Origin of the sequence: Pseudomonas sp. KBN10P06128 (assembly GCF_037574945.1) — a bacterium.
Classification (GTDB): domain Bacteria; phylum Pseudomonadota; class Gammaproteobacteria; order Pseudomonadales; family Pseudomonadaceae; genus Pseudomonas; species Pseudomonas aeruginosa.
On the sequence record NZ_JBBELR010000001.1, the window covers coordinates 3420738 to 3441402 of the forward strand.

The 20665-nt window shown below is 67.7% G+C and carries 18 protein-coding genes; 9 read left to right on the forward strand and 9 right to left on the reverse strand.

The window, feature by feature from the left end:
• Positions 1-3: 3 nt before the first annotated feature.
• Both VQ065_RS16265 and VQ065_RS16270 read right to left on the reverse strand, forming a co-directional pair.
• On the reverse strand, positions 4-402 hold the full coding sequence (locus VQ065_RS16265) for a hypothetical protein (RefSeq protein WP_003088908.1): 399 nt from the start codon (positions 400-402) through the stop codon (positions 4-6).
• A gap of 85 nt (positions 403-487) precedes the next feature.
• On the reverse strand, positions 488-652 hold the full coding sequence (locus tag VQ065_RS16270; protein WP_003088911.1) for a hypothetical protein: 165 nt from the start codon (positions 650-652) through the stop codon (positions 488-490).
• A gap of 248 nt (positions 653-900) precedes the next feature.
• Here VQ065_RS16270 and VQ065_RS16275 point away from each other — a divergent pair, with 248 nt between their 5' ends.
• From VQ065_RS16275 to glgB, 9 genes are all read left to right on the forward strand, one after another.
• Positions 901-1068: a general stress protein gene (locus tag VQ065_RS16275; RefSeq protein ID WP_003088912.1), complete on the forward strand. Its 168-nt coding sequence runs from the start codon at positions 901-903 to the stop codon at positions 1066-1068.
• An 80-nt stretch (positions 1069-1148) separates the two neighbouring features.
• A complete protein-coding gene (katE, locus tag VQ065_RS16280; RefSeq protein ID WP_003088914.1) occupies positions 1149-3278 on the forward strand; it encodes a catalase HPII in 2130 nt (709 codons plus the stop codon).
• Between the two features lie 96 nt (positions 3279-3374).
• Positions 3375-3509 carry a PSPA7_2676 family Cys-rich small protein gene (locus tag VQ065_RS16285; RefSeq protein ID WP_003088917.1) on the forward strand — a complete coding sequence of 45 codons (135 nt, stop codon included), beginning with the start codon at positions 3375-3377 and terminating at the stop codon, positions 3507-3509.
• Positions 3506-3997 carry an MgtC/SapB family protein gene (locus VQ065_RS16290; RefSeq protein ID WP_003088919.1) on the forward strand — a complete coding sequence of 164 codons (492 nt, stop codon included), beginning with the start codon at positions 3506-3508 and terminating at the stop codon, positions 3995-3997. The genes VQ065_RS16285 and VQ065_RS16290 overlap by 4 nt, the downstream gene beginning before the upstream one ends.
• 13 nt (positions 3998-4010) lie before the next feature.
• The gene (locus VQ065_RS16295) at positions 4011-4253 is read left to right on the forward strand and encodes a hypothetical protein (RefSeq protein WP_003088922.1); all 243 of its coding nucleotides are present in this window, start codon (positions 4011-4013) and stop codon (positions 4251-4253) included.
• 22 nt (positions 4254-4275) lie between these two features.
• The gene (gene ku, locus VQ065_RS16300; protein WP_003088925.1) at positions 4276-5157 is read left to right on the forward strand and encodes a non-homologous end joining protein Ku; all 882 of its coding nucleotides are present in this window, start codon (positions 4276-4278) and stop codon (positions 5155-5157) included.
• Between the two features lie 143 nt (positions 5158-5300).
• Positions 5301-7295 carry an alpha-1,4-glucan--maltose-1-phosphate maltosyltransferase gene (locus tag VQ065_RS16305; protein WP_003088927.1) on the forward strand — a complete coding sequence of 665 codons (1995 nt, stop codon included), beginning with the start codon at positions 5301-5303 and terminating at the stop codon, positions 7293-7295.
• A gap of 10 nt (positions 7296-7305) precedes the next feature.
• Complete coding sequence (gene treS / locus VQ065_RS16310) at positions 7306-10608, forward strand: maltose alpha-D-glucosyltransferase (protein ID WP_003088929.1); 3303 nt, start codon at positions 7306-7308, stop codon at positions 10606-10608.
• A complete protein-coding gene (glgB, locus tag VQ065_RS16315; protein WP_003113646.1) occupies positions 10605-12803 on the forward strand; it encodes a 1,4-alpha-glucan branching protein GlgB in 2199 nt (732 codons plus the stop codon). The genes treS and glgB overlap by 4 nt, the downstream gene beginning before the upstream one ends.
• A gap of 1 nt (position 12804) precedes the next feature.
• Here glgB and VQ065_RS16320 read toward each other — a convergent pair whose 3' ends face one another.
• From VQ065_RS16320 to glgX, 7 genes are all read right to left on the reverse strand, one after another.
• Positions 12805-13800 (reverse strand): lysylphosphatidylglycerol synthase domain-containing protein, encoded by a 996-nt coding sequence (locus VQ065_RS16320; protein WP_003088933.1) that lies wholly within the window; start codon positions 13798-13800, stop codon positions 12805-12807.
• The gene (gene clsB / locus VQ065_RS16325) at positions 13797-15002 is read right to left on the reverse strand and encodes a cardiolipin synthase ClsB (RefSeq protein ID WP_003088935.1); all 1206 of its coding nucleotides are present in this window, start codon (positions 15000-15002) and stop codon (positions 13797-13799) included. Before clsB ends, VQ065_RS16320 begins: the two co-directional genes overlap by 4 nt.
• Positions 14999-15736 (reverse strand): endonuclease/exonuclease/phosphatase family protein, encoded by a 738-nt coding sequence (locus tag VQ065_RS16330; protein ID WP_003113649.1) that lies wholly within the window; start codon positions 15734-15736, stop codon positions 14999-15001. Before VQ065_RS16330 ends, clsB begins: the two co-directional genes overlap by 4 nt.
• Entirely contained in the window at positions 15733-16671 is a 939-nt protein-coding gene (locus tag VQ065_RS16335; protein ID WP_003088937.1) for a DUF72 domain-containing protein, read from the reverse strand. Before VQ065_RS16335 ends, VQ065_RS16330 begins: the two co-directional genes overlap by 4 nt.
• Positions 16672-16674: 3 nt before the next feature.
• A complete protein-coding gene (locus VQ065_RS16340; RefSeq protein ID WP_003088939.1) occupies positions 16675-17922 on the reverse strand; it encodes a zinc-dependent alcohol dehydrogenase in 1248 nt (415 codons plus the stop codon).
• Positions 17923-17988: 66 nt separating this feature from the next.
• Positions 17989-18405 carry a CBS domain-containing protein gene (locus VQ065_RS16345; protein WP_003088942.1) on the reverse strand — a complete coding sequence of 139 codons (417 nt, stop codon included), beginning with the start codon at positions 18403-18405 and terminating at the stop codon, positions 17989-17991.
• Positions 18406-18504: 99 nt separating this feature from the next.
• Positions 18505-20655 carry a glycogen debranching protein GlgX gene (gene glgX / locus VQ065_RS16350; RefSeq protein ID WP_003088946.1) on the reverse strand — a complete coding sequence of 717 codons (2151 nt, stop codon included), beginning with the start codon at positions 20653-20655 and terminating at the stop codon, positions 18505-18507.
• Between the last annotated feature and the right edge of the window lie 10 nt (positions 20656-20665).

The window sequence follows — 20665 nt, forward strand, 5'->3', positions numbered from 1 at the left end:
GCCTTACCAGAAGCCGGCCGGGTGACGGCGTTCGGGGCCCTCCAGGCGAAGGTCGAAGGCGCGGCGGAAGAATACCGCCAGCTCGCTGTCCAGCACCATCGGGTTGATCGACGCCAGCTCGGCCGGCAGGCTGTGCCATTCCTGGGCCCCGGCCAGGTACTGGCGATGGATGACCCGCTCGCCGGGAATCGCCAGCAGGCTGTAGTGGCTTTTCTCGCCTCCCGGCTCGCCGACTTCCAGGCGCAGGCGAGGATGGCCGTCCTCGTCGAGGTTGAGGTCCACGTTGCAGTCCAGGCCGTAGCTGCGCGCCTCTTCGCAGGAGTCGACGAAAAGCGGTTTCGCCACCTGTTCGACGAGAGAAATGAAATAGTGCTGGAATCGCACTTCGTCACTGTTTTCCATGGCGAGTTCCATTTGTTTTAAAGTTCGACGATTAATTATTGAATGGGTCTATCGGAATGTCAGGGGTTGCAATAGAAAAGAATAATTAAGTGCCTCCGCCTGGGGCTTCTTCGGTATTCGCTCCATGATATTCGGGGTAGGGTTCCTGATCGCTGTCTCCCGGTTCGAAATTCCATTCATGGCAATCGCGATCGGGTTCTTCGTTGCTTACCACGGGATCGCTGTAGGCCGGATGCTCGTAGGGTTTCATGGTGCTCCTCCGAGATGTGCGGGCTTTCATCTGACGCAATTCTGGGATTTCTGTCAATGCTGGCAATGGAATAAGGCAAGGATCTTTGAACCCTATGGATTGCGCTCGAAACATGCTGGCAAAACGCTTCGCTTTCATTCGCTGAAAATAATCTGAACCCCTGGCGAAACACCCTCTCAGAGTTAGGGCATGCGCAACGCATGCGTCCATGAAATCTGTTCTGAAGAGATTATTCGGAGGAAATAGAAATGGCACAGCATCAAGGTGGTAAAGGCAACTTCGCGGAAGACCCGAAACGTGCTTCGGAGGCCGGCAAGAAGGGCGGCCAGGCCAGCGGCGGCAACTTCAAGAACGATCCGCAGCGGGCCTCCGAGGCTGGCAAGAAAGGTGGCCAGCGCAGCCACGGCGGGAACTGATAACCGCGCAGTGAAGTGAATGGGGCGGAGCAGGGAGGCATCCGCCCCATTTTCATGCCCAGGATGAGGAGAGGAAACCGATGAGCGAGCAGAACAACGAGCAGCGCAGCCAGGCGGCCGGCACCGACACCGTCGACCGTGGCAACAGCAACGCCAAGCTGGAACAGCTGGAGGCCTATCGCGAGGACGCCACCGGAGAGGCCCTGAGCACCAATACCGGCACCCGCATCGCCGATAACCAGAACACCCTGAAGGCCGGCGAGCGCGGACCGTCGTTGCTCGAAGACTTCATCATGCGCGAGAAGATCACCCACTTCGACCACGAGCGCATTCCCGAGCGCGTGGTCCACGCTCGTGGCTCGGCGGCGCATGGCTACTTCGAGGCCTACGAGGACCTCAGCGACCTGACCAAGGCCGGCTTCCTCGCCGAGGCGGGCAAGCGTACCCCGGTCTTCGTGCGTTTCTCCACCGTGCAGGGGCCGCGCGGGTCCGCGGATACGGTGCGTGACGTACGCGGCTTCGCCGTGAAGTTCTATACCGACGAAGGCAACTTCGACCTGGTCGGCAACAACATGCCGGTGTTCTTCATCCAGGATGCGATCAAGTTCCCGGACTTCGTCCATGCGGTGAAACCCGAACCGCACAACGAGATTCCCACCGGAGCGTCTGCCCACGACACCTTCTGGGACTTCGTTTCGCTGACCCCGGAGTCGGCGCACATGGTCATGTGGCTGATGTCCGATCGCGCCATTCCGATCGCCTACCGCAACATGCAGGGCTTCGGCGTGCACACCTTCCGCCTGGTCAACGCGGCCGGCGAGAGCGTGCTGGTCAAGTTCCACTGGCGACCGAAGTCCGGGACCTGCTCGCTGGTCTGGGACGAGGCGCAGAAGCTCGCCGGCAAGGACCCCGACTTCAACCGGCGGACCCTCTGGGAGGACATCGAGAAGGGCGACTATCCCGAATGGGAACTGGGCCTGCAGGTGATCCCGGAGAACCAGCAGGACAGCTTCGACTTCGACCTGCTCGACCCCACCAAGCTGGTGCCCGAGGAGTTGGTGCCGGTAAGGGTGGTGGGACGGATGGTACTCAACCGCAACCCCGACAATTTCTTCGCCGAGACTGAGCAGGTGGCGTTCCACGTCGGCCACCTGGTCCCCGGAATCGACTTCACCAACGACCCGCTGTTGCAGGGTCGGCTGTTCTCCTATACCGACACCCAACTGCTGCGCCTGAGCGGGCCGAACTTCAACGAAATCCCGATCAACCGCCCGCTGTGCCCGTTCCACAACAACCAGCGCGACGCGCCGCACCGGCAGACCATCAACCGCGGCCGGGCTTCCTATGAACCGAACTCGATCGACGGCGGCTGGCCGAAGGAAACCCCGCCGGCGGCGCGCAACGGCGGCTTCTCCAGCTACCACGAGCCGGTCAGCGGCAGCAAGCTGCGCAAGCGCGCCGACTCCTTCGCCGATCATTTCAGCCAGGCCGCATTGTTCTGGCACAGCATGAGCGAGGCCGAGCAGGCGCATATCGTCGCCGCCTACAGCTTCGAACTGTCCAAGGTCGAGCGGCAATCGATCCGTGAGCGCGAAGTCAACCAGATACTCCTCAACATCGATCCGCAACTGGCCGCCAGGGTCGCGGCGAACGTCGGTGTGCAGCTCGCCGCGCCGGCCAACCCGGCACCGCAGCCGAAGCCGTCGCCGGCGCTGAGCCAGATGAACCTGCTGTCCGGCGACATCCGTTCGCGCAAGGTGGCGATCCTGATCGCCGACGGCGTCGCCGAGAGCGACGTCAGCGACCTACGCGACGCGCTCCGACAGGAGGGCGCGGACGCCAAGCTGATCGCCCCCAGCGCTTCGCCGGTGCAGGCCGAAAACGGTGCCGAACTGATCCCGGAGGGAACCTGGGACGGCCTGCCGTCGGTAGCCTTCGACGCGGTCTTCGTGCCTGGTGGCGCGGCCAGCAGCCAGGCCATCGGCGCGGACGGACGCGGTCTGCACTACCTGCTGGAAGCCTACAAGCACCTGAAGCCAGTGGCCTTCGCTGGCGATGCCCAGGCGCTGGCCAGCCAGCTTTCGTTGCCTGGCGACCCCGGCGTGGTGCTCGGCGCCACGGCCACCGATGTCTTCCCCGGTCTGCGCCAGGCATTGATGCAGCACCGGATCTGGCAGCGCGAGGCGGCGACCAAGGCGATCCCCGCCTGAGGAGCGCCGCTGGCGAATCCGATCGCACCTTCCCGTCGTCTCGTCGGTCACAGCTGGAAAGGGCGGCTGGCCGAGCGATTCGGCGGGAGGACCCGGATGACCTTGCGTTGCCTGATCGGCGGTTGCGACTGGTGCCGGCAACCGGCGTTGCGACTGGGTGAGGAAACCTTCGACTGCGAGCGCTGCCTGCGTTGCGGTGCCCTGCGCTACAGCGGGATACAACGCCGATGAGCGCCTGGGAGACGCTGTGGAAGATCCTCGGCGAGGAGTTCGCCGATCTCGCCGACTTCGAGCAGACCGCCCGCGCCGCGTTGCGCCTGCTGCTGGCGGCGGCGCTCGGCGCGGTACTCGGCTACGAGCGCGAGCAGAGCGGCAAGGCCGCCGGCCTGCGCACGCACATGCTGGTAACCCTCGGCGCGGCGCTGTTCGTCATGCCGCTGCAATTGCAGGGTGGCGGGGCGGACGCGCTGAGCCGGGTGATCCAGGGCACCGTCGCCGGCATCGGCTTCCTCTGCGCCGGCACCATCCTCAAGGCAGGTCGGGAAAGCCGGGTCAGGGGCCTGACCACCGCGGCGGGACTCTGGGCCAGCACCGCCATAGGCGTCGCGGTCGGACTCGGTCACCAGGGTACCGCGGTACTCGGGACGGTCCTGGCGCTACTGGTGCTGCATGTCCTGGCCTGCCTGAACCGTTCGCCGCCATCTTCCGATAGCCATTGAGGAGAGTTCCGTCATGTTCAAGGACTTCGACGCCTGTACCGCCTGGACCGACGCGATGCAGGAGCGCTGCCAGCCGGTCGGCCTGATCCTCTATCAGCCCAAGCGGCGTGGCGCGGCGGTACGCATGCTGTGGGTAGTGACCCCGGGTTGCAGTTGCCTGAGCGACGCCGAGACCGCCGCCGACAACCTGCTCCAGCGCATCACCGACATCGCCGCCGACGGCCGCGTGCGTTACGCGGACGGCGGCACGCTGTAACCATCAAGAGGAGGAAACCGGCATGGCGCGTGCGATCTGGAAAGGCGCGATCAGCTTCGGCCTGGTGCATATACCGGTGAGCCTGTCGGCGGCGACCTCGTCGCAGGGCATCGATTTCGACTGGCTCGACCAGCGCAGCATGGAGCCGGTCGGCTACAAACGGGTGAACAAGGTCACCGGCAAGGAGATCGAGCGCGAGAACATCGTGAAGGGCGTGGAGTACGAAAAGGGTCGCTACGTGGTGCTGAGCGAGGAAGAAATCCGCGCGGCGCATCCCAAGTCGACCCAGACCATCGAGATCTTCGCTTTCGTCGATAGCCAGGAAATTCCCCTGCAGCACTTCGATACCCCGTACTACCTGGCCCCCGACCGGCGCGGAGGCAAGGTCTACGCGCTGCTCCGGGAGACCCTGGAGCGCACCGGCAAGGTCGCCCTGGCCAACGTCGTCCTGCACACCCGCCAGCACCTGGCGCTCCTGCGGCCTCTGCAGGACGCCCTGGTGCTGATCACTCTGCGCTGGCCGTCGCAGGTGCGCAGCCTGGATGGCCTGGAGCTGGACGAAAGCGTCACCGAGGCGAAACTCGACAAGCGCGAGCTGGAGATGGCCAAGCGCCTGGTGGAGGACATGGCCTCCCACTGGGCGCCGGACGAATACAAGGACAGCTTCAGCGACAAGATCATGAAGCTGGTCGAGGAAAAGGCCGCCAAGGGCCAACTGCACGCGGTGGAGGAAGAGGAGGAGGTGGCCGGCAAGGGCGCCGACATCATCGATCTCACCGACCTGCTCAAGCGCAGCCTGCGTTCCCGCGCCGGCGGCGGCAAGGACAAGGGTAGCGAAAAGGCCGGGGCCGACGCGAAGGGTCGCGCCAAGTCCGGTGCCTCGCGTTCGCGGCGCAAGGCCTGAGGCGAACCGCTGGGTAAATCAACCTGAACCAATCGGTCGCCGGCGGGCTCGGAATCAATGATCGTCCGCGCCGCCGGCCATTCGAGGCCGGCGGAAGCCTCGCGACCCATCGCCGAACCCACGTCCCGGAGGAGCGCGCCTCGATGAGTTCGATTGTCCGCAACAGCGACGATGATCCGCTGGTCATCGCCATCCAGCAGCCCCGTATCGCCATCGAGTCGGTCAGCCCGGTGGTGGAAGAGGGCGCCTATCCCGCGAAGACCGAGAGCGACCGCGACCTGCGCCTGGCCGCGCGAATCTTCACCGATGGCCACGAGGTACTCGGTGCCGAAGTGGTCTGGCGGCGTGTCGGGGAAACCGCGGAGCGGCGCCTGCCGCTGCTGCCCGAAGGCAACGATTTCTGGAGCGCGCAGTTGCGCACGCCGCCCTGCGGCCGCCTGTACTTCCGTATCGAGGCCTGGATCGACCGTTTCGCCGGCTACCGCCGCGAACTGCGTGCCAAGCATGGCGCACGCCTGCCGCTGGACCTGGAGCTGCGCGAGGGCGACGAACTGCTGCGGCGCTGCGCCGAGCGCGGCGGTCCGGAGATCGCCGCCGCCTGTGCGCCGCTGGCCGAACGCCTGCAGGCCTGCCAGAGCGTCGAGGAGCGGGTGGCGCTGTGGCTGGCGGCGCAGACCGGCGAACTGTTGCGTCTGGTCGGCCCGCGCGAGCACCTGGTGCGCAGCCGCGAATACCCGCTGGAGGTGGAGCGACCGCTGGCGCGCTTCGCCAGTTGGTACGAGCTGTTCCCTCGCTCGGAAAGCGGCGACCCGACACGCCACGGTACCTTCGACGATGTGATCCGGCGCCTGCCGCAGATCGCCGCGATGGGCTTCGACGTTCTCTATTTCCCGCCGATCCACCCCATCGGCCGCACCCATCGCAAGGGCCGCAACAATTCCTTGCGTGCCGAGGCCGGCGACCCCGGCAGCCCGTATGCGATCGGCAGCGAGGAGGGCGGCCACGAGGCGATCCATCCCGAACTGGGCGACCGCGAGGATTTCCGCCGGCTGCTCGTTGCGGTGCGTGAGCACGGCATGGAGCTGGCGCTGGACTTCGCCATCCAGTGCTCCCCCGACCACCCCTGGCTGCGCGAGCATCCCGGCTGGTTCGCCTGGCGTCCGGACGGTAGCTTGCGCTACGCGGAGAACCCGCCGAAGAAGTACGAGGACATCGTCAACGTCGACTTCTACGCCGAACAGGCCCTGCCGAGCCTGTGGGAAGCCTTGCGCGATGTGGTGCTGGGCTGGGTCGAGCAGGGCGTGACGCTGTTTCGCGTCGACAACCCGCACACCAAGCCACTGCCGTTCTGGGAGTGGCTGATCGCCGAAGTGCGCGGCCGCCATCCGCAGGTGATCTTCCTTTCCGAGGCGTTCACCCGTCCGGCGATGATGGCGCGCCTGGGCAAGGTCGGCTTCAGCCAGAGCTACACCTATTTCACCTGGCGCAACGACAAGCAGGAACTGGCGGAGTACTTCGCCGAACTCAACCAGCCACCCTGGCGCGACTGCTACCGGCCGAACTTCTTCGTCAACACCCCGGACATCAATCCCTGGTTCCTGCAACGCTCCGGCCGCCCCGGCTTCCTCATCCGTGCCGCCCTGGCGACCATGGGGTCGGGGCTGTGGGGCATGTACTCCGGCTTCGAGCTGTGCGAGGCGGCGGCCTTGCCGGGCAAGGAGGAGTACCTCGACTCGGAGAAATACCAGTTGCGTCCGCGCGACTACCAGGCGCCGGGCAACATCGTCGCCGAGATCGCCCGGCTCAACCGCATCCGCCGGGAAAACCCGGCATTGCAGACGCACCTCGGGTTCCAGGCCTACAACGCCTGGAACGACCGCATCCTGTATTTCGGCAAGCGCACCGCGGACCTCGCCAACTTCGTCCTGGTGGCGGTCTGCCTGGACCCGCACGAAGCCCAGGAGGCGCATTTCGAACTGCCGCTGTGGGAGTTCGGCCTGCCCGACGACGCCAGCCTCCAGGGCGAGGACCTGATGAACGGGCATCGCTGGGTCTGGCACGGCAAGGTCCAGTGGATGCGCATCGAACCCTGGCACCTGCCGTTCGGCATCTGGCGCGTGCGGCGCGTCGACGCATAAGGAGAAACCCATGGCCAGACGCGAGAAACCGGTCTTTCTCAACGACCCGCAATGGTACAAGGACGCGGTGATCTACCAGGTCCACGTGAAATCCTTCTACGACGCCAACAACGATGGCATCGGCGACTTCGCCGGGCTGATCGAGAAGCTCGACTACATCGCCGACCTCGGCGTGAACACTCTCTGGCTGCTGCCGTTCTACCCGTCGCCACGCCGCGACGACGGCTACGACATCGCCCAGTACCGTGGCGTGCACAGTGACTACGGCAGCCTCGCCGACGCCCGCCGGTTCATCGCCGAGGCCCATCGACGCGGTCTGCGGGTGATTACCGAGCTGGTGATCAACCACACCTCCGACCAGCATCCCTGGTTCATCCGCGCCCGCCACGCGAAGAAGGGATCGCGCGCCCGCGACTACTACGTCTGGTCGGACAGCGACGAGAAATACCAGGGTACGCGGATCATCTTCATCGACACCGAGCAGTCCAACTGGACCTGGGACCCGGTAGCCCAACAGTACTACTGGCACCGCTTCTATTCCCACCAGCCGGACCTGAACTTCGACAACCCGCAGGTCCTGCGCGAGGTGCTCGGGGTGATGCGCTACTGGCTGGACATGGGCGTCGACGGCCTGCGCCTGGACGCGATTCCCTACCTGATCGAACGCGACGGCACCAGCAGCGAGAACCTGCCGGAGACCCACCAGGTGCTCAAGCGCATCCGCGCCGAGCTGGACGCGCACTATCCCGACCGCATGCTGCTGGCCGAGGCCAACCAGTGGCCGGAAGACACCCGGCCGTACTTCGGCGGCGAGGATGGCGGCGAGGGCGACGAATGCCACATGGCCTTCCACTTCCCGCTGATGCCGCGCATGTACATGGCCATCGCCCAGGAGGATCGCTATCCGATCACCGACATCCTGCGCCAGACCCCGGACATCCCGGCCAATTGCCAATGGGCGATCTTCCTGCGCAACCACGACGAGCTGACCCTGGAGATGGTCACCGACGACGAGCGCGACTATCTCTGGAACCACTATGCCGCCGACCGCCGCGCGCGCCTCAACCTGGGCATCCGCCGGCGCCTGGCGCCGCTGGTGGAGCGTGACCGGCGGCGCATCGAGCTGCTGCACAGCCTGCTGTTGTCGATGCCGGGCACGCCGACCCTGTACTACGGCGACGAGATCGGCATGGGCGACAACATCTACCTCGGCGACCGCGACGGCGTGCGGACCCCGATGCAGTGGTCGGTGGACCGCAACGGCGGCTTCTCCCGCGCCGACCCGGCGAAGCTGGTGCTGCCGCCGATTCTCGACCCGCTGTACGGCTACCAGACGATCAACGTCGAGGCGCAGGCGCGCGACCCGCATTCGCTGCTCAACTGGATGCGCCGCCTGCTCGCCGTGCGCAGCCAGCAGAAGGCCTTCGGCCGCGGCAGCCTGAAGATGCTCGCGCCGAGCAACCGACGGATCCTCGCCTACCTGCGCGAATACGCCGAGGGCGAACGGCAGGACAGCATCCTCTGCGTGGCCAACCTGTCGCGCGCGGCCCAGGCGGTGGAACTGGACCTCGCCAGCCATGCCGGCAAGGTGCCGGTGGAGATGATCGGCGGCATGTCGTTCCCGCCGATCGGCGAGCTGACCTACCTGCTGACCCTGCCGCCCTACGGCTTCTACTGGTTCTACCTGGCCGACGCGACGCAGATGCCGAGCTGGCACGTGGCCGCCGACGAGCGCCTGCCGGAACTGCCGACCCTGGTGGTCAAGCAGCGCCTCGGCGAGCTGCTGCAGGGCGCATCGCGGAACATCCTGGAAGGCGAGACGCTGCCGGCCTACCTGCCGAAGCGCCGCTGGTTCGCCGGCGAGAAAGGCCAGCCACGGCTCTGCTACATCGTTCCGCTGGACGAGGCGGAGCCGCGCTGTGCATTGTGCGAAGTGGAGATCGACGGGCTGCGCTACCAGTTGCCGCTGGGCTTCCTCGACGCCGACCAGCGCGGCGACAGCCTGCCTCAGTTGCTGGCCCTGGCGCGCCTGCGGCGCGGTCGCAAGGTCGGCCTGCTGACCGACGCCGCCAGCCTGCCGCTGTTCGCCCGCAAGGTCCTCGCGCAACTCCGCGCCGAGGCGGTGATCGCCCACGGCGACGGCGAGATCCAGTTCATCCCGGCGGCGGGCTTGGCGGAAATGGACGACATCGCCGACGAAGACGTCCTGCCGTTCTCGGTGGAGCAGTCCAACAGCTCGATCCGCTTCGGCGAGCGCATGGTCCTCAAGGTGCTGCGCAAGATCCTTCCGGGGCTGCACCCGGAAATCGAGGTCGGCGGCTACCTGACCCGCCACGGCTACCCCGGCATCGCCCCGTTGCTCGGCGAGGTACGGCGGGTCGGCGCGGATGGCGAGCCGCACACGCTGATGATCCTGCAGGGCTACCTGAACAACCAGGGCGACGCCTGGAACTGGACCCTGGACAACCTGGAGCGAGCCGTGCGCGACGAGATATCCGCGGCCAGCGAGGCGCTCGAAGGGCAATACGACAGCCTCGCCGAACTGCGCGGCTTCGCCGCCAACCTCGGCGCCCGGCTCGGCGAGATGCACAGCGTACTGGCCGGCGAGTCGGACGATCCGGCCTTCGGCAGCCGCGAGAGCGACGAAGCCAGCGTCCAGGCCTGGGCGCTGCGCATCGCCGAACAGTTGCGCGAAGCCGGCAAACGCCTGAGCGAGCCGCCACGGCCGTTGCAGGGCGAGGCGGCGGAACAGGCGCGGCGCCTGCTGGAACGCCTGCCGGCGCTGCTCGAACGCCTGCCGCTGCTGGCCCGGCAGGCAGCCGGCGGGCTGCTGATCAGGGTTCACGGCGACCTGCACCTGGGCCAGGTGCTGATGGTCCAGGGCGACGCACGCTTCATCGACTTCGAGGGCGAGCCGGCGCGCAGCCTGGAAGAGCGCCGCCAGCGTCACAGTCCGATGAAGGACGTCGGCGGCATGCTGCGCTCGTTCGACTACGCGGCGGCGATGGTCCTGCGCAACGCGCAGAGCACCGATAGCTCGGAACAGGCCGACAGCGCCCGGCGCAAGGTCGCCATGCGCTATCGCAGCGAAGCCCGCGATGCCTTCCTGGCCGGCTATCGGGCCGCCGCGGCGGGTCTCATGCACGCCTGGCACGGTCGCGAAGGCGAAGGGGCGGCGCTGGCCCTGGCCTGCCTGGAAAAGGCCGCCTACGAACTGCTCTACGAAGCCGACTACCGCCCCGACTGGCTGGAAGTGCCTCTCGCCGGTCTGGCCGAACTCACCGAACACCTCCTGAAGGGCAAGAACCGATGAGCGAACCGATGTCCGAACGCGAACGCTGGCAACTGGAGCTGGACAAGCTGCAGCGCGGCCTGCAGGGCGATCCATTCGCCTTCCTCGGCCCGCAGCGCGACCCCGGCGGCGAAGGCGGCGTGCTGCGCGCCTACCTGCCCGGCGCGCAGCGCGTCGAGCTCCTCGACGAAGACGGCGCGACGCTCGCCGAACTGGAGCAGAGCGACCCCGGCAGCGGCTTGTTCCAGCGCCACCTGGAGCGCCTGCCACCGCGCTACCGCCTGCGCGTGCACTGGCCGGACGGCGTGCAGGAAAGCGAAGACCCCTATGCCTTCGGGCCGTTGCTCGGCGAACTCGACCTCTACCTGTTCGCCGAAGGCAACCACCGCCAACTGGCCTCCTGCCTGGGCGCGCAACTGACCCGTCACGAAGGCGTGGAGGGCGTGCGCTTCGCAGTCTGGGCGCCGAACGCCGTGCGCGTCTCGGTGGTCGGCGATTTCAACGGCTGGGACGGGCGCCGTCACCCGATGCGACGACGCTATCCATCCGGCGTCTGGGAACTGTTCGTCCCGCGCCTCGGCGAGGGCGAACTGTACAAGTACGAGTTGCAGGGCCACGACGGCCTCCTGCCGCTGAAGGCCGACCCCCTGGCGCTGGCCTGCGAGACGCCGCCCGGAACCGCTTCGAAGACCTGCGCGGCGTTGCGCCACGAGTGGCGCGACCAGGACTGGCTGGCCCGGCGCGCGGAGCGCCAGGGCTATGCGGCACCGCTGTCGATCTACGAAGTCCACGCCGGCTCCTGGCGCCACCGCGACGGCCGGCCGCCGCACTGGTCGGAACTGGCGGAGGAGCTGATTCCCTACGTGCGCCAGCTCGGCTTCACCCATATCGAGCTGATGCCGGTGATGGAACATCCCTTCGGCGGCTCCTGGGGCTACCAGCCGCTCGGGTTGTTCGCCCCCACCGCGCGCTACGGCACGCCGGAGGACTTCGCCGCGTTCGTCGACGCCTGCCACCAGGCCGGCATCGGCGTGATCCTCGACTGGGTGCCGGCGCATTTTCCCACCGACGCCCACGGCCTGGGCCGTTTCGACGGCACGGCGCTGTACGAGTACGAACATCCCTTCGAAGGCTTCCACCAGGACTGGGATACCTACATCTACAACCTTGGCCGCAGCGAGGTGCACGGCTTCATGCTGGCCTCGGCGCTGCACTGGCTGCGCACCTACCACGTCGACGGCCTGCGGGTGGATGCGGTGGCCTCGATGCTCTATCGCGACTATTCGCGCAAGGAAGGCGAATGGCTGCCGAACCGCCATGGCGGCCGGGAGAACCTGGAGGCCATCGACTTCCTCCATCACCTCAACCAGGTGGTCGCCAGCGAAACCCCCGGCGCGCTGGTGATCGCCGAGGAATCCACCGCCTGGCCCGGCGTCAGCCGTCCGGTGGCGGAGGGCGGCCTGGGCTTCAGCCATAAGTGGAACATGGGCTGGATGCACGACAGCCTGGCGTACATCGGCGAAGACCCGCTGCACCGGCGCTATCACCACCACCAGTTGACCTTCGGCCTGCTCTACGCCTTCTCCGAGCATTTCATCCTGCCGATCTCCCACGACGAGGTGGTACATGGCAAGCACTCGCTACTGGACAAGATGCCCGGCGACCGCTGGCAGAAGTTCGCCAACCTGCGCCTGTACCTGAGCTTCATGTGGTCGCACCCGGGCAAGAAGCTGCTGTTCATGGGATGCGAGTTCGGCCAGTGGCGCGAGTGGAACCACGACGGCGAACTGGACTGGTACCTGCTGCGCTATCCGGAGCATCAGGGCGTACAGGACCTGGTGGCGGCCCTCAACCGGCTGTACCGCGAACTCCCCGCACTGCATGCGCGCGACGGCGAGGCGCTCGGCTTCGAATGGCTGATCGGCGACGACCAGGCGAACAGTGTCTACGCCTGGCTGCGCCACGCGGCCGGCGAGCCATCGCTGCTGGCGGTACACAATTTCACCCCGGTGCCGCGCCAGGGCTATCGGATCGGCGTACCGCAAGGCGGCGACTGGGACGTGCTGCTCAATAGCGACGCCCAGGCGTTCGCCGGTTCCGGCGCAGGCAGCCAGGGCCGCGTCTCCAGCGAGTCGTGCGGCGCCCATGGCCAGGCGCAGTCGCTGGTGCTCGACCTGCCGCCGCTGGGCACGCTGCTGCTGCGTCCGGCCGGCTGATTCACGCCTGGCCCTGGCGCAGGCGGCGCTGTTTGCGGCGCAGGCGGATCGCCCGGCGCTCCAACAGCAGGTAGACCACGCAGGCCAGCGCCAGGGGTAGGAGGAAATACAGCACCCGGTAGCCGATCAACGCGGCCAGCAGCACGCCCTGGGACAGGCGCCCCTGGAGCAGGGCGATGAACACCGCTTCGAGCACCCCGAGCCCGGCCGGGATATGGGTGATGACCCCGGCGATGCTGCTGATCAGGAGGATCGCCAGGACGCTCGGGTAATCCACGCCGTGCGGCAGCAGGCTGTACAGCAGGAGCGCCATCAGCGACCAGTTGCTCGCTCCGAGCAGGCCTTGCAGGGCCGCCAGCCGCCAGGACGGCAGGGTCAGCCGATGCTCGCGCCAGCCCCAGGCGCGGCGTCGGGCGAAACGGCAGGCCAGCAGGTAGCCGGCGGCCAGCGCCAGGAGCAGGGCGCCGATCAGGCGCAGGCCGTCGCTGCCGAGCTTCCAGCCCGGCGGCAAGGCCGGCAGGCCGCAGCTGAACAGGATGCCGGCGAGCAGCAGGTAGCCGAACCAGTTGGTCACCAGGCTGAAGGTGAGGATCCGGGTGATATCGGCGATGTCCAGGCCGAGCCGACTGTACAGGCGATAGCGCAGCGCCACGGCGCCGACCCAGGAACTCAGGTTGAGGTTGAACGCATTGCACACGAACGCCACGGTGAAGACCCGCCGCTTGGGCAGCGAGTGGCCGATGTAGTAGCGGCTGAGCAGGTCGAAGCTGCTGAACACCGTATAGCCGGCGGCCGCCAGCAGCAGCCCGAGGAACAGGGTCGCGGGGCGATACTCGCCGAGGGCGTGGCGGACTTCCTGCCAGTCGAGATTCTTCACCAGCAGGAACAGCAGCACCGGGACCAGCACGAAGAACGCCAGGGTCAGCAGCCTGCGCAGCCAGCGCCAGTGAGCGCGGCGTGGCGCCGCCGAGGCAGTTGCGTGACCGCCGCCGTTCATGGGTTGCCCCGCTGGCCCTGGCGTTCCTGCCAGCGCCGCGACGGACGCGGCTCCAGCGATTTCAGGCGCGGCAGATGGGCGGGTACCCAACCGGCGATGGCCGGGAAATGCCGGGAAAAGTGGAAGCCGAGGAAGATCAGCGGCGCCCGCCACCAGTAACCGCGCCTGGCGTGGCGGCGGCTGATGCGCCGGCAGTGGCGGCGCGCCAGTTCGCGCAGGTGCTGGTAGAGCTGGCCGTTGAAGGCGACGTCGTGGATCACCAGGTTGGCCTCCAGGTTCAGCGACAGGCTGAGGGGATCGAGATTGCTCGAACCGATGGTCGACCAGTCGTCGTCGATCACCGCGACCTTGCCGTGCAGCGGACGCTGGCAGTATTCGTGGATACGCACGCCCTCGCGCAGCAGGTAGTCGTAGAGCAGCCGGCTGCACAGGCGCACCAGCGGCATGTCCGGCATGCCCTGTAGTACCAGGTCGACGCGCACGCCGCGGCGCGCCGCATCGCGCAGCTCGCGAAGCAGGCGGTAGCCGGGGAAGAAATAGGCGTTGGCGATCAGCAGGCGCCGCCGCGCCTGGCGGATCGCCTGCAGGTACTCGCGCTCGATGTCGTCGCTGGACTGGTCGTTGTCGCGGATCACCAGGCGCACCCGCGCCGGCTGCCCGGCGCCCGACGGCCGCAACGGCGGGTAGTCGGCGTCCGGTTCGAGCAACGCCAGGCAGGCCTGGCGGATATCGCGCACCACCGGACCCTCGACGCGCACCGCGTAGTCCTGCTTGGCCATGTTGCCGCGACGCACCAGGTGGTCCTCGCCGTAGTTGATGCCGCCGACGAAGGCCTGCCGGCGATCGATCACCACCAGCTTGCGGTGCAACCGGCGAAACAGGTTGGTACGCATGCCGAGCAGGCGCGGGCGCGGGTCGAACAGGTGCACGCGAACCCCGGCGGCGGTGAGCCTGGCCAGGTAGTCCGTGCTGAGCGAGGCGGTGCCGTAGCCGTCCACCGTTACCTGTACCTCGACACCGCGCTCGGCGGCGGCGCTGAGGGCTTCCTGCAACTGCCGGCCGACCTCGTCCTCGAAGATGATGAAGGTTTCCAGGAGGATCTCCCGGCGCGCCTCGGCGATGCACTGGAACAGGCGCGGAAAGTACTCTTCGCCGTTGATCAGCAGTTCTACGCGGTTGCCGTCGCGCCAGGGGAAGTTCATGGCTCCACCTCCACCGCCAGCGGCAGGTGGTCGGACAGGTGCGACCAGGGCCGCCGCGAGAGGATGCGCGGCTGGCGCCCGCGGGCATTGCGCAGGTAGATGCGGTCCAGCGGCAGCACCGGCCAGCGCGCCGGGAAGCTGCGCGCCGGCCGGCCCTGGGCGCCGACGAAGACTTCGCGCAGGCCGCAACCAGCGAGCAGGCGGTCGGCGCGCTGGCGCCAGTCGTTGAAGTCGCCGGCGACCACCACCGGCTCGCGCTCCGGCAGGCCCGCCACCAGCTCGCAGAGCAGTTGCAACTGGCGCTGGCGCTGCGCCTCGCGCAATCCCAGGTGCACGCAGACCGCGTGCAGCGGACGGCCGATGTCGATCACCGCATGCAACAGGCCGCGTTCCTCGTTGCCCGCCACCGAGACGTCGAGGTTGCGGTGGGCGAGGATCGGATGCTTGGAGAGCACGGCATTGCCATGGTGGCCTTCGGGATACACCGCGTTGCGCCCGTAGGCGAACTGCGGCCACATGCTGTCGGCCAGATACTCGTATTGCGGCGCCGGCGGCCAGGACGGCAGGCGCGCGGCGTGCAGGCTATGGGAGCCGAGGACCTCCTGGAGGAACACCAGGTCGGCACCGACGCTGCGCACCGCTTCGCGCAACTCCGGCAGGATGAAGCGCCGATTGAACGGGTTGAAACCCTTGTGGGTGTTCACCGTCAGCACCTGCAGGCGCGGCAGGATCATGCGGCACTCTCCCGCAGGTCATCGGGCAACTGTCCGGGCACCGTGCGCAGGCTGCCGTCGAGTTCCAGCAGCTGCAGGAGGCGCCGGGCGTCGTAAGGTGCGCGCACCTTGACGTCGTTGTCGAAGTAGCAGTACAGGTCGCGCGCCGTCGCCTTCGCCGGTGCGTCCTGGCTGGCCCGGCGCAGGTCGTCGGCCTGGCCGCCGCTGGCCCAGGCGTGGATCCGTGCCTGCCACTGGCCCAGGGCCGCTTCCGAGTAGCCGCTGCGGTACAGCTCCTTGTCGCCATGCAGGCGCAGGTAGAGGAAGTCGGCGCAGACGTCGCCGAGCAGCGGCCACTTGCCGGCGGTATCGGCCACCACCAGGGCCACCCGGTATTCGCGCAGCAGCTCGATGAACGTCGGGTCGACGAAGCTCTCATGGCGGATTTCCACGGCATGCCGCAGGCGCTGCGCCGGATCGCCGTCGAGGTAGCCCTCGCGGTACAGGCGCGCGGCGCTGTGCCGGGCGAGCTTCTGCGCGGCGGCGCCGTCGCGCGGCAGGCGGGCGAGGAAATCGGCGAACAGCTCGCGGTCGAAGCGCATGCTCGGCGGGAACTGCCAGAGGAACGGGCCGAGGCGCTGGCGCAGGGCGAGGGGGCCGGAGGCGAAGAAGTTCGCCAGCGGCTCGTCGATCTCGCGCAGGCGCCGCACGTGGGTGATGTAACGCGGGGCCTTGACGCTGAAAACGAAGTCCTCGGGGGTGTCCTCGGCCCAGCCGCGGAAGCGCTCGGGCGTCTGCAGGGCGTAGAAGGTGCCGTTGATCTCGATGCTGTTCACCGCCCGCGAGGCGAAGCGCAGTTCGTCCTTCTGGCGCAGCCCCTCGGGATAGAAGTCACCTCTCCAGGGGGCGTAGCGCCAGCCGGAAATGCCGATGCGCAGGCGTGCCGGTGCGCTCATGCATCACCCCCGGGCGCCGCTTTCCGGCGTCGGCCGGCGCGCCAGTTCGTCCACCGCGCGTTCGTCGAGGCGTTCCTCGCTGCCCTCGACCTGGCGCTTCTGCGGCACCAGTTCGACCTTGATCCAGCCGGTCTCGCGGCGGTCGAAGGCTTCGAAGGCCTCGATGGCGTCGCCGATCGGCTTCACCTGGGTGAGGATCTTCGCCGGGTCGATGCGTCCGCTGAGCACATGTTCGAGCAGCAGCGGAATGTACTTGCGGTGGTGGCAGTTGCCCATGCGGATGGTCAGGTTGCGGTTCATCGCCAGGCCGATGGGAAACTGCCGCGAGTCTTCGGCGTAGACGCCGATGATCGACAGGGTGCCGGCCTTGGCCAGGCCCTGCACCGCCCACTCCAGGGCCTGTGCGGGGGCGTTGCCGGGACTCCAGCTGGTGCCCTCCTGGCGCGGCGCCGGGGTGGCGGTGCCATGGCTGTGCTCGGCGTCCACGCCGACGGCGTCGATGGCGCGGTCCACGCCGATCCCGGCGGTCAGCCAGCGCAGGGCCTGGACCGGATCCTCGCGCTCGAAGTCGATCACTTCGGCGCCTTGCTGGCGGGCCATGTGCAGGCGGTCCGGGTGGCGGTCGATGGCGAACACCCGGGCGGCGCCGAGGAGCAACGCGCTGGCGATGGCGAACTGGCCGACCGGACCGCAGCCGAACACGGCGACGGTGTTGCCGGGGGCGATACCGGCCAGTTCGGCGCCGAAATAACCGGTGGGGAAGATGTCCGACAGGAGTATCGCCTGGTCGTCGCTGATGCTGCTGGGCAGGCGGATCAGGCCGATGTTGGCATAGGGAATCCGCGCTTTCTCGGCTTGCAGCCCATGGAAGCCGCCGTTGGCCCGGGGACCGCCGAAGAACGCGGTGCCGGCCTGGCTGCCGCCGGGGTTGGCGACGTCGCACTGGGCGTAGTAGCCGGCTCGGCAATACACGCAATTGCCGCAGGCGATGGTCGAGGGAATCACCACCCGGTCGCCGACCTGCAGGTTGCGCACTTCGTCGCCGAGCGCCTCGACGATGCCCACGCCCTCATGGCCGAGGATGGTTCCCGGACGCATGCCGCCGACGCTGCCACGGACGAAGTGCAGGTCGGTGCCGCAGATCGCCGAGGCGGTCAGCCGCACGATGGCGTCGGTGGGTTCCTGCAGGCGCGGCTCCGCCACGTCTTCCAGGCGGATGTCGCCGATGTCATGGAATACCACGGCTTTCATGGCGTTCTCCCGGTTGGGGCCCGGCCTCGGCCGGAACGGCAAAGGCGGGCCGGGTGGAAGAAAGGCTCAGTAGTGGGCCTGGGCGACGCCCTGCAGGACGGTGGCGCTGGAGGCCTGGTCGCGGCAGCTGGCGATGTTGCCCAGGGAAACCACGCCGACCAGCCGCTTCTCGCGGTTGAGCACCGGCAGGCGGCGCATCTGGATGTCGGCCATGTTGCGGGCCACGTGCTGGACGTCTTCGTCTTCGAAGCAATAGTGGATGTCGCCGCTCATGATGCGGCCCAGCGGGGTATCCCCGGACAGGCCGCCGGCCACCGCGCGGATGGCGATGTCGCGATCGGTGATCATCCCGACCAGGCGGTCGCCTTCGCCGACCAGCAGGGCGCCGCTGTCGATCCTCGCCATGGTGGCGGCCGCCTCGCGGATGCTCTGCTGCGGGTCGGCGACCTGGACGTTGCGGGTCATGATGTCGCTGATCTTCATGCTGTCCTCCTGTGTAGGGTGGATGTGCGGGCGCCGCGTGCGGCACCTACAGGTTCCGACTGGAGGTGCCGGGGGCGGTTCAGCTTTTTTCCCCGCCGTTCATCCTTCCGCTCCGGCGCCCGGCGGTTGTAGCTCGAACAGCAGGAAACTGCGGCCGCCGACCAGGAACTCGCTGGCGAACGGGTAGCGTTCGCCGAGCGGGTCCTCCGGCCGCTGGGTATCCAGCAGGCAGGTCCAGCCGCTGCCCTCGGCCACCTCGGGAAGACGGAAGGACACCGCGTCGTGGTAGGCATTGAGGATCAGCAGCAGGGTGGCATCCTCACCGCTGCGCAGGATCCCGGTGGGTTGCGCGCGGCCATCGAGGAGCACGCCGAGACAGCGGGCGTGCTCGTCGTGCCAGTGTTCCTCGGTCATCTCCTCGCCGCCGGGCGCCAGCCAGGTGACGTCCTTGACACCCAGCGCCTCGTTGTACTCGCCGACCAGGAAGCGCCCCCTGCGCAGGATCGGATAGCGTTGGCGCAGGGCCAGCAGGCGCTGGGTGAAGGCCAGCAGCGAACGGCCCTCGTCGTCCAGCCGCCAGTCGATCCAGCCCAGTTCGTTGTCCTGGCAATAGACATTGTTGTTGCCCTGCTGGGTGCGGCTGAACTCGTCGCCGGCGACCAGCATCGGGGTGCCCTGGGACAGCAGCAGGGTGGACAGCAGGTTGCGCATCTGGCGCAGGCGCAGGGCGCGGATCTCCGGGTCGTCGGTGGGGCCCTCGCAGCCGTGGTTCCAGGACAGGTTGTGGTCGCTGCCGTCGGCGTTGTTCTCGCCGTTGGCCTCGTTGTGCTTGTGATCGTAGGAAACCACGTCGCGCAGGGTGAAGCCGTCGTGGGCGGTGACGAAGTTCACCGACGCGTAGGGCCGCCGTCCACGCTGGTCGTAGAGATCGCCGGAGGCGGTTAGGCGCCGCGCCAGTTCCGGCAGCATGCCGTCGTCGCCGCGCCAGTAGGCGCGCACGCAATCGCGGAAACGGTCGTTCCATTCCGCCCAGCCGGGCGGGAAGCCGCCTACCTGGTAGCCGCCGGGGCCGCAATCCCAGGGTTCGGCGATCAGCTTGCACTTGCTCAGCACCGGGTCCTGGCGGCAGGCGACGAGGAAGCCGTGGCGCTCGTCGAAACCGTCCGGATGGCGGCCGAGGATGGTCGCCAGGTCGAAGCGGAAGCCGTCCACGCGCATCTCCGTGGCCCAGTAGCGCAGCGAGTCGGTGACCATCTGCAACACGCAGGGGTGGCTGAGGTCGAGGGTGTTGCCGGTGCCGGAATCGTTGATGTAGTAGCGGCGCTGGTCGGGCATCAGGCGGTAGTACGAGGCGTTGTCGATGCCACGCATGCACAGGGTCGGACCCAGCTCGTTGCCTTCCGCGGTGTGGTTGTAGACCACGTCGAGGATCAGCTCCAGCCCGGCGTCGTGGAGGTGCGCGACCATCTCTTTGAACTCGTTGACCTGGCCGCTGGCGAGGTAGGCCGGGTGCGGGGCGAAGAAGGCGATGCTGTTGTAGCCCCAGTAGTTGCTCATGCCGTTTTCCAGCAGGTGCTTGTCGTCGACGAAGCCGTGGATCGGCAGCAGCTCGACGCTGGTCACCCCGAGTTGGCGGATGTGCGCCAGCAGGTCGGCGTTCATCAGCCCGGCGAAGGTCCCGCGAACCGCCTCCGGGACCTGTGGATGGCGCATGCTGAGGCCGCGCAGGTGGGCTTCGTAGATCACCGTGCGGTCCCAGGGGACGCGTACCGGCGGGCGCTCGGCCCAGGTGAAGGCCGGATCGATGACCTTCGACTTGGGCACGAAGGGCGCGCTGTCGCGCTCGTCGAAGCTGAGGTCGGCGTCGGCCGAGCCGATGGTGTAGCCGAACAACGCCTCGGACCAGCGCAGGCGGCCGACCAACTGCTTGGCGTAGGGATCGAGGAGCAATTTGTTGGGATTGAAGCGGTGGCCGGCATCCGGCTCGTAGGGACCGTGCACCCGGTAGCCGTAGATCTGCCCCGGGTGGGCGTCGGGCAGGTAGCCGTGCCAGATCTCGTCGGTGTACTCGGGCAATTCGATGCGCTCGATCTCCTTTTCCCCGCGCGCGTCGAACAGGCACAGCTCGACCTTGGTCGCGTGGGCCGAGAACAGCGCGAAATTGACGCCGAGGCCGTCCCAGGTGGCGCCAAGGGGGAAGGGGTGCCCTTCGCTGATCCGCGAAGGGGCGGGGCTACGCTTTCTGCTCATGCACTGGACT

Excerpts from the sequence above, each read along its gene's own strand:
- glgX (WP_003088946.1), bottom strand. The coding sequence starts at position 20,655 with ATGAGCAGAAAGCGTAGCCCCGCCCCTTCGCGGATCAGCGAAGGGCAC.
- VQ065_RS16340 (WP_003088939.1), bottom strand. The coding sequence starts at position 17,922 with ATGAAAGCCGTGGTATTCCATGACATCGGCGACATCCGCCTGGAAGAC.
- VQ065_RS16330 (WP_003113649.1), bottom strand. The coding sequence starts at position 15,736 with ATGATCCTGCCGCGCCTGCAGGTGCTGACGGTGAACACCCACAAGGGT.
- treS (WP_003088929.1), top strand. The coding sequence starts at position 7,306 with ATGGCCAGACGCGAGAAACCGGTCTTTCTCAACGACCCGCAATGGTAC.
- VQ065_RS16290 (WP_003088919.1), top strand. The coding sequence starts at position 3,506 with ATGAGCGCCTGGGAGACGCTGTGGAAGATCCTCGGCGAGGAGTTCGCC.
- clsB (WP_003088935.1), bottom strand. The coding sequence starts at position 15,002 with ATGAACTTCCCCTGGCGCGACGGCAACCGCGTAGAACTGCTGATCAAC.
- glgB (WP_003113646.1), top strand. The coding sequence starts at position 10,605 with ATGAGCGAACCGATGTCCGAACGCGAACGCTGGCAACTGGAGCTGGAC.
- VQ065_RS16320 (WP_003088933.1), bottom strand. The coding sequence starts at position 13,800 with ATGAACGGCGGCGGTCACGCAACTGCCTCGGCGGCGCCACGCCGCGCT.
- VQ065_RS16270 (WP_003088911.1), bottom strand. The coding sequence starts at position 652 with ATGAAACCCTACGAGCATCCGGCCTACAGCGATCCCGTGGTAAGCAAC.
- VQ065_RS16305 (WP_003088927.1), top strand. The coding sequence starts at position 5,301 with ATGAGTTCGATTGTCCGCAACAGCGACGATGATCCGCTGGTCATCGCC.
- VQ065_RS16345 (WP_003088942.1), bottom strand. The coding sequence starts at position 18,405 with ATGAAGATCAGCGACATCATGACCCGCAACGTCCAGGTCGCCGACCCG.
- katE (WP_003088914.1), top strand. The coding sequence starts at position 1,149 with ATGAGCGAGCAGAACAACGAGCAGCGCAGCCAGGCGGCCGGCACCGAC.
- VQ065_RS16295 (WP_003088922.1), top strand. The coding sequence starts at position 4,011 with ATGTTCAAGGACTTCGACGCCTGTACCGCCTGGACCGACGCGATGCAG.
- VQ065_RS16285 (WP_003088917.1), top strand. The coding sequence starts at position 3,375 with ATGACCTTGCGTTGCCTGATCGGCGGTTGCGACTGGTGCCGGCAACCG.
- VQ065_RS16275 (WP_003088912.1), top strand. The coding sequence starts at position 901 with ATGGCACAGCATCAAGGTGGTAAAGGCAACTTCGCGGAAGACCCGAAA.
- ku (WP_003088925.1), top strand. The coding sequence starts at position 4,276 with ATGGCGCGTGCGATCTGGAAAGGCGCGATCAGCTTCGGCCTGGTGCAT.
- VQ065_RS16335 (WP_003088937.1), bottom strand. The coding sequence starts at position 16,671 with ATGAGCGCACCGGCACGCCTGCGCATCGGCATTTCCGGCTGGCGCTAC.
- VQ065_RS16265 (WP_003088908.1), bottom strand. The coding sequence starts at position 402 with ATGGAAAACAGTGACGAAGTGCGATTCCAGCACTATTTCATTTCTCTC.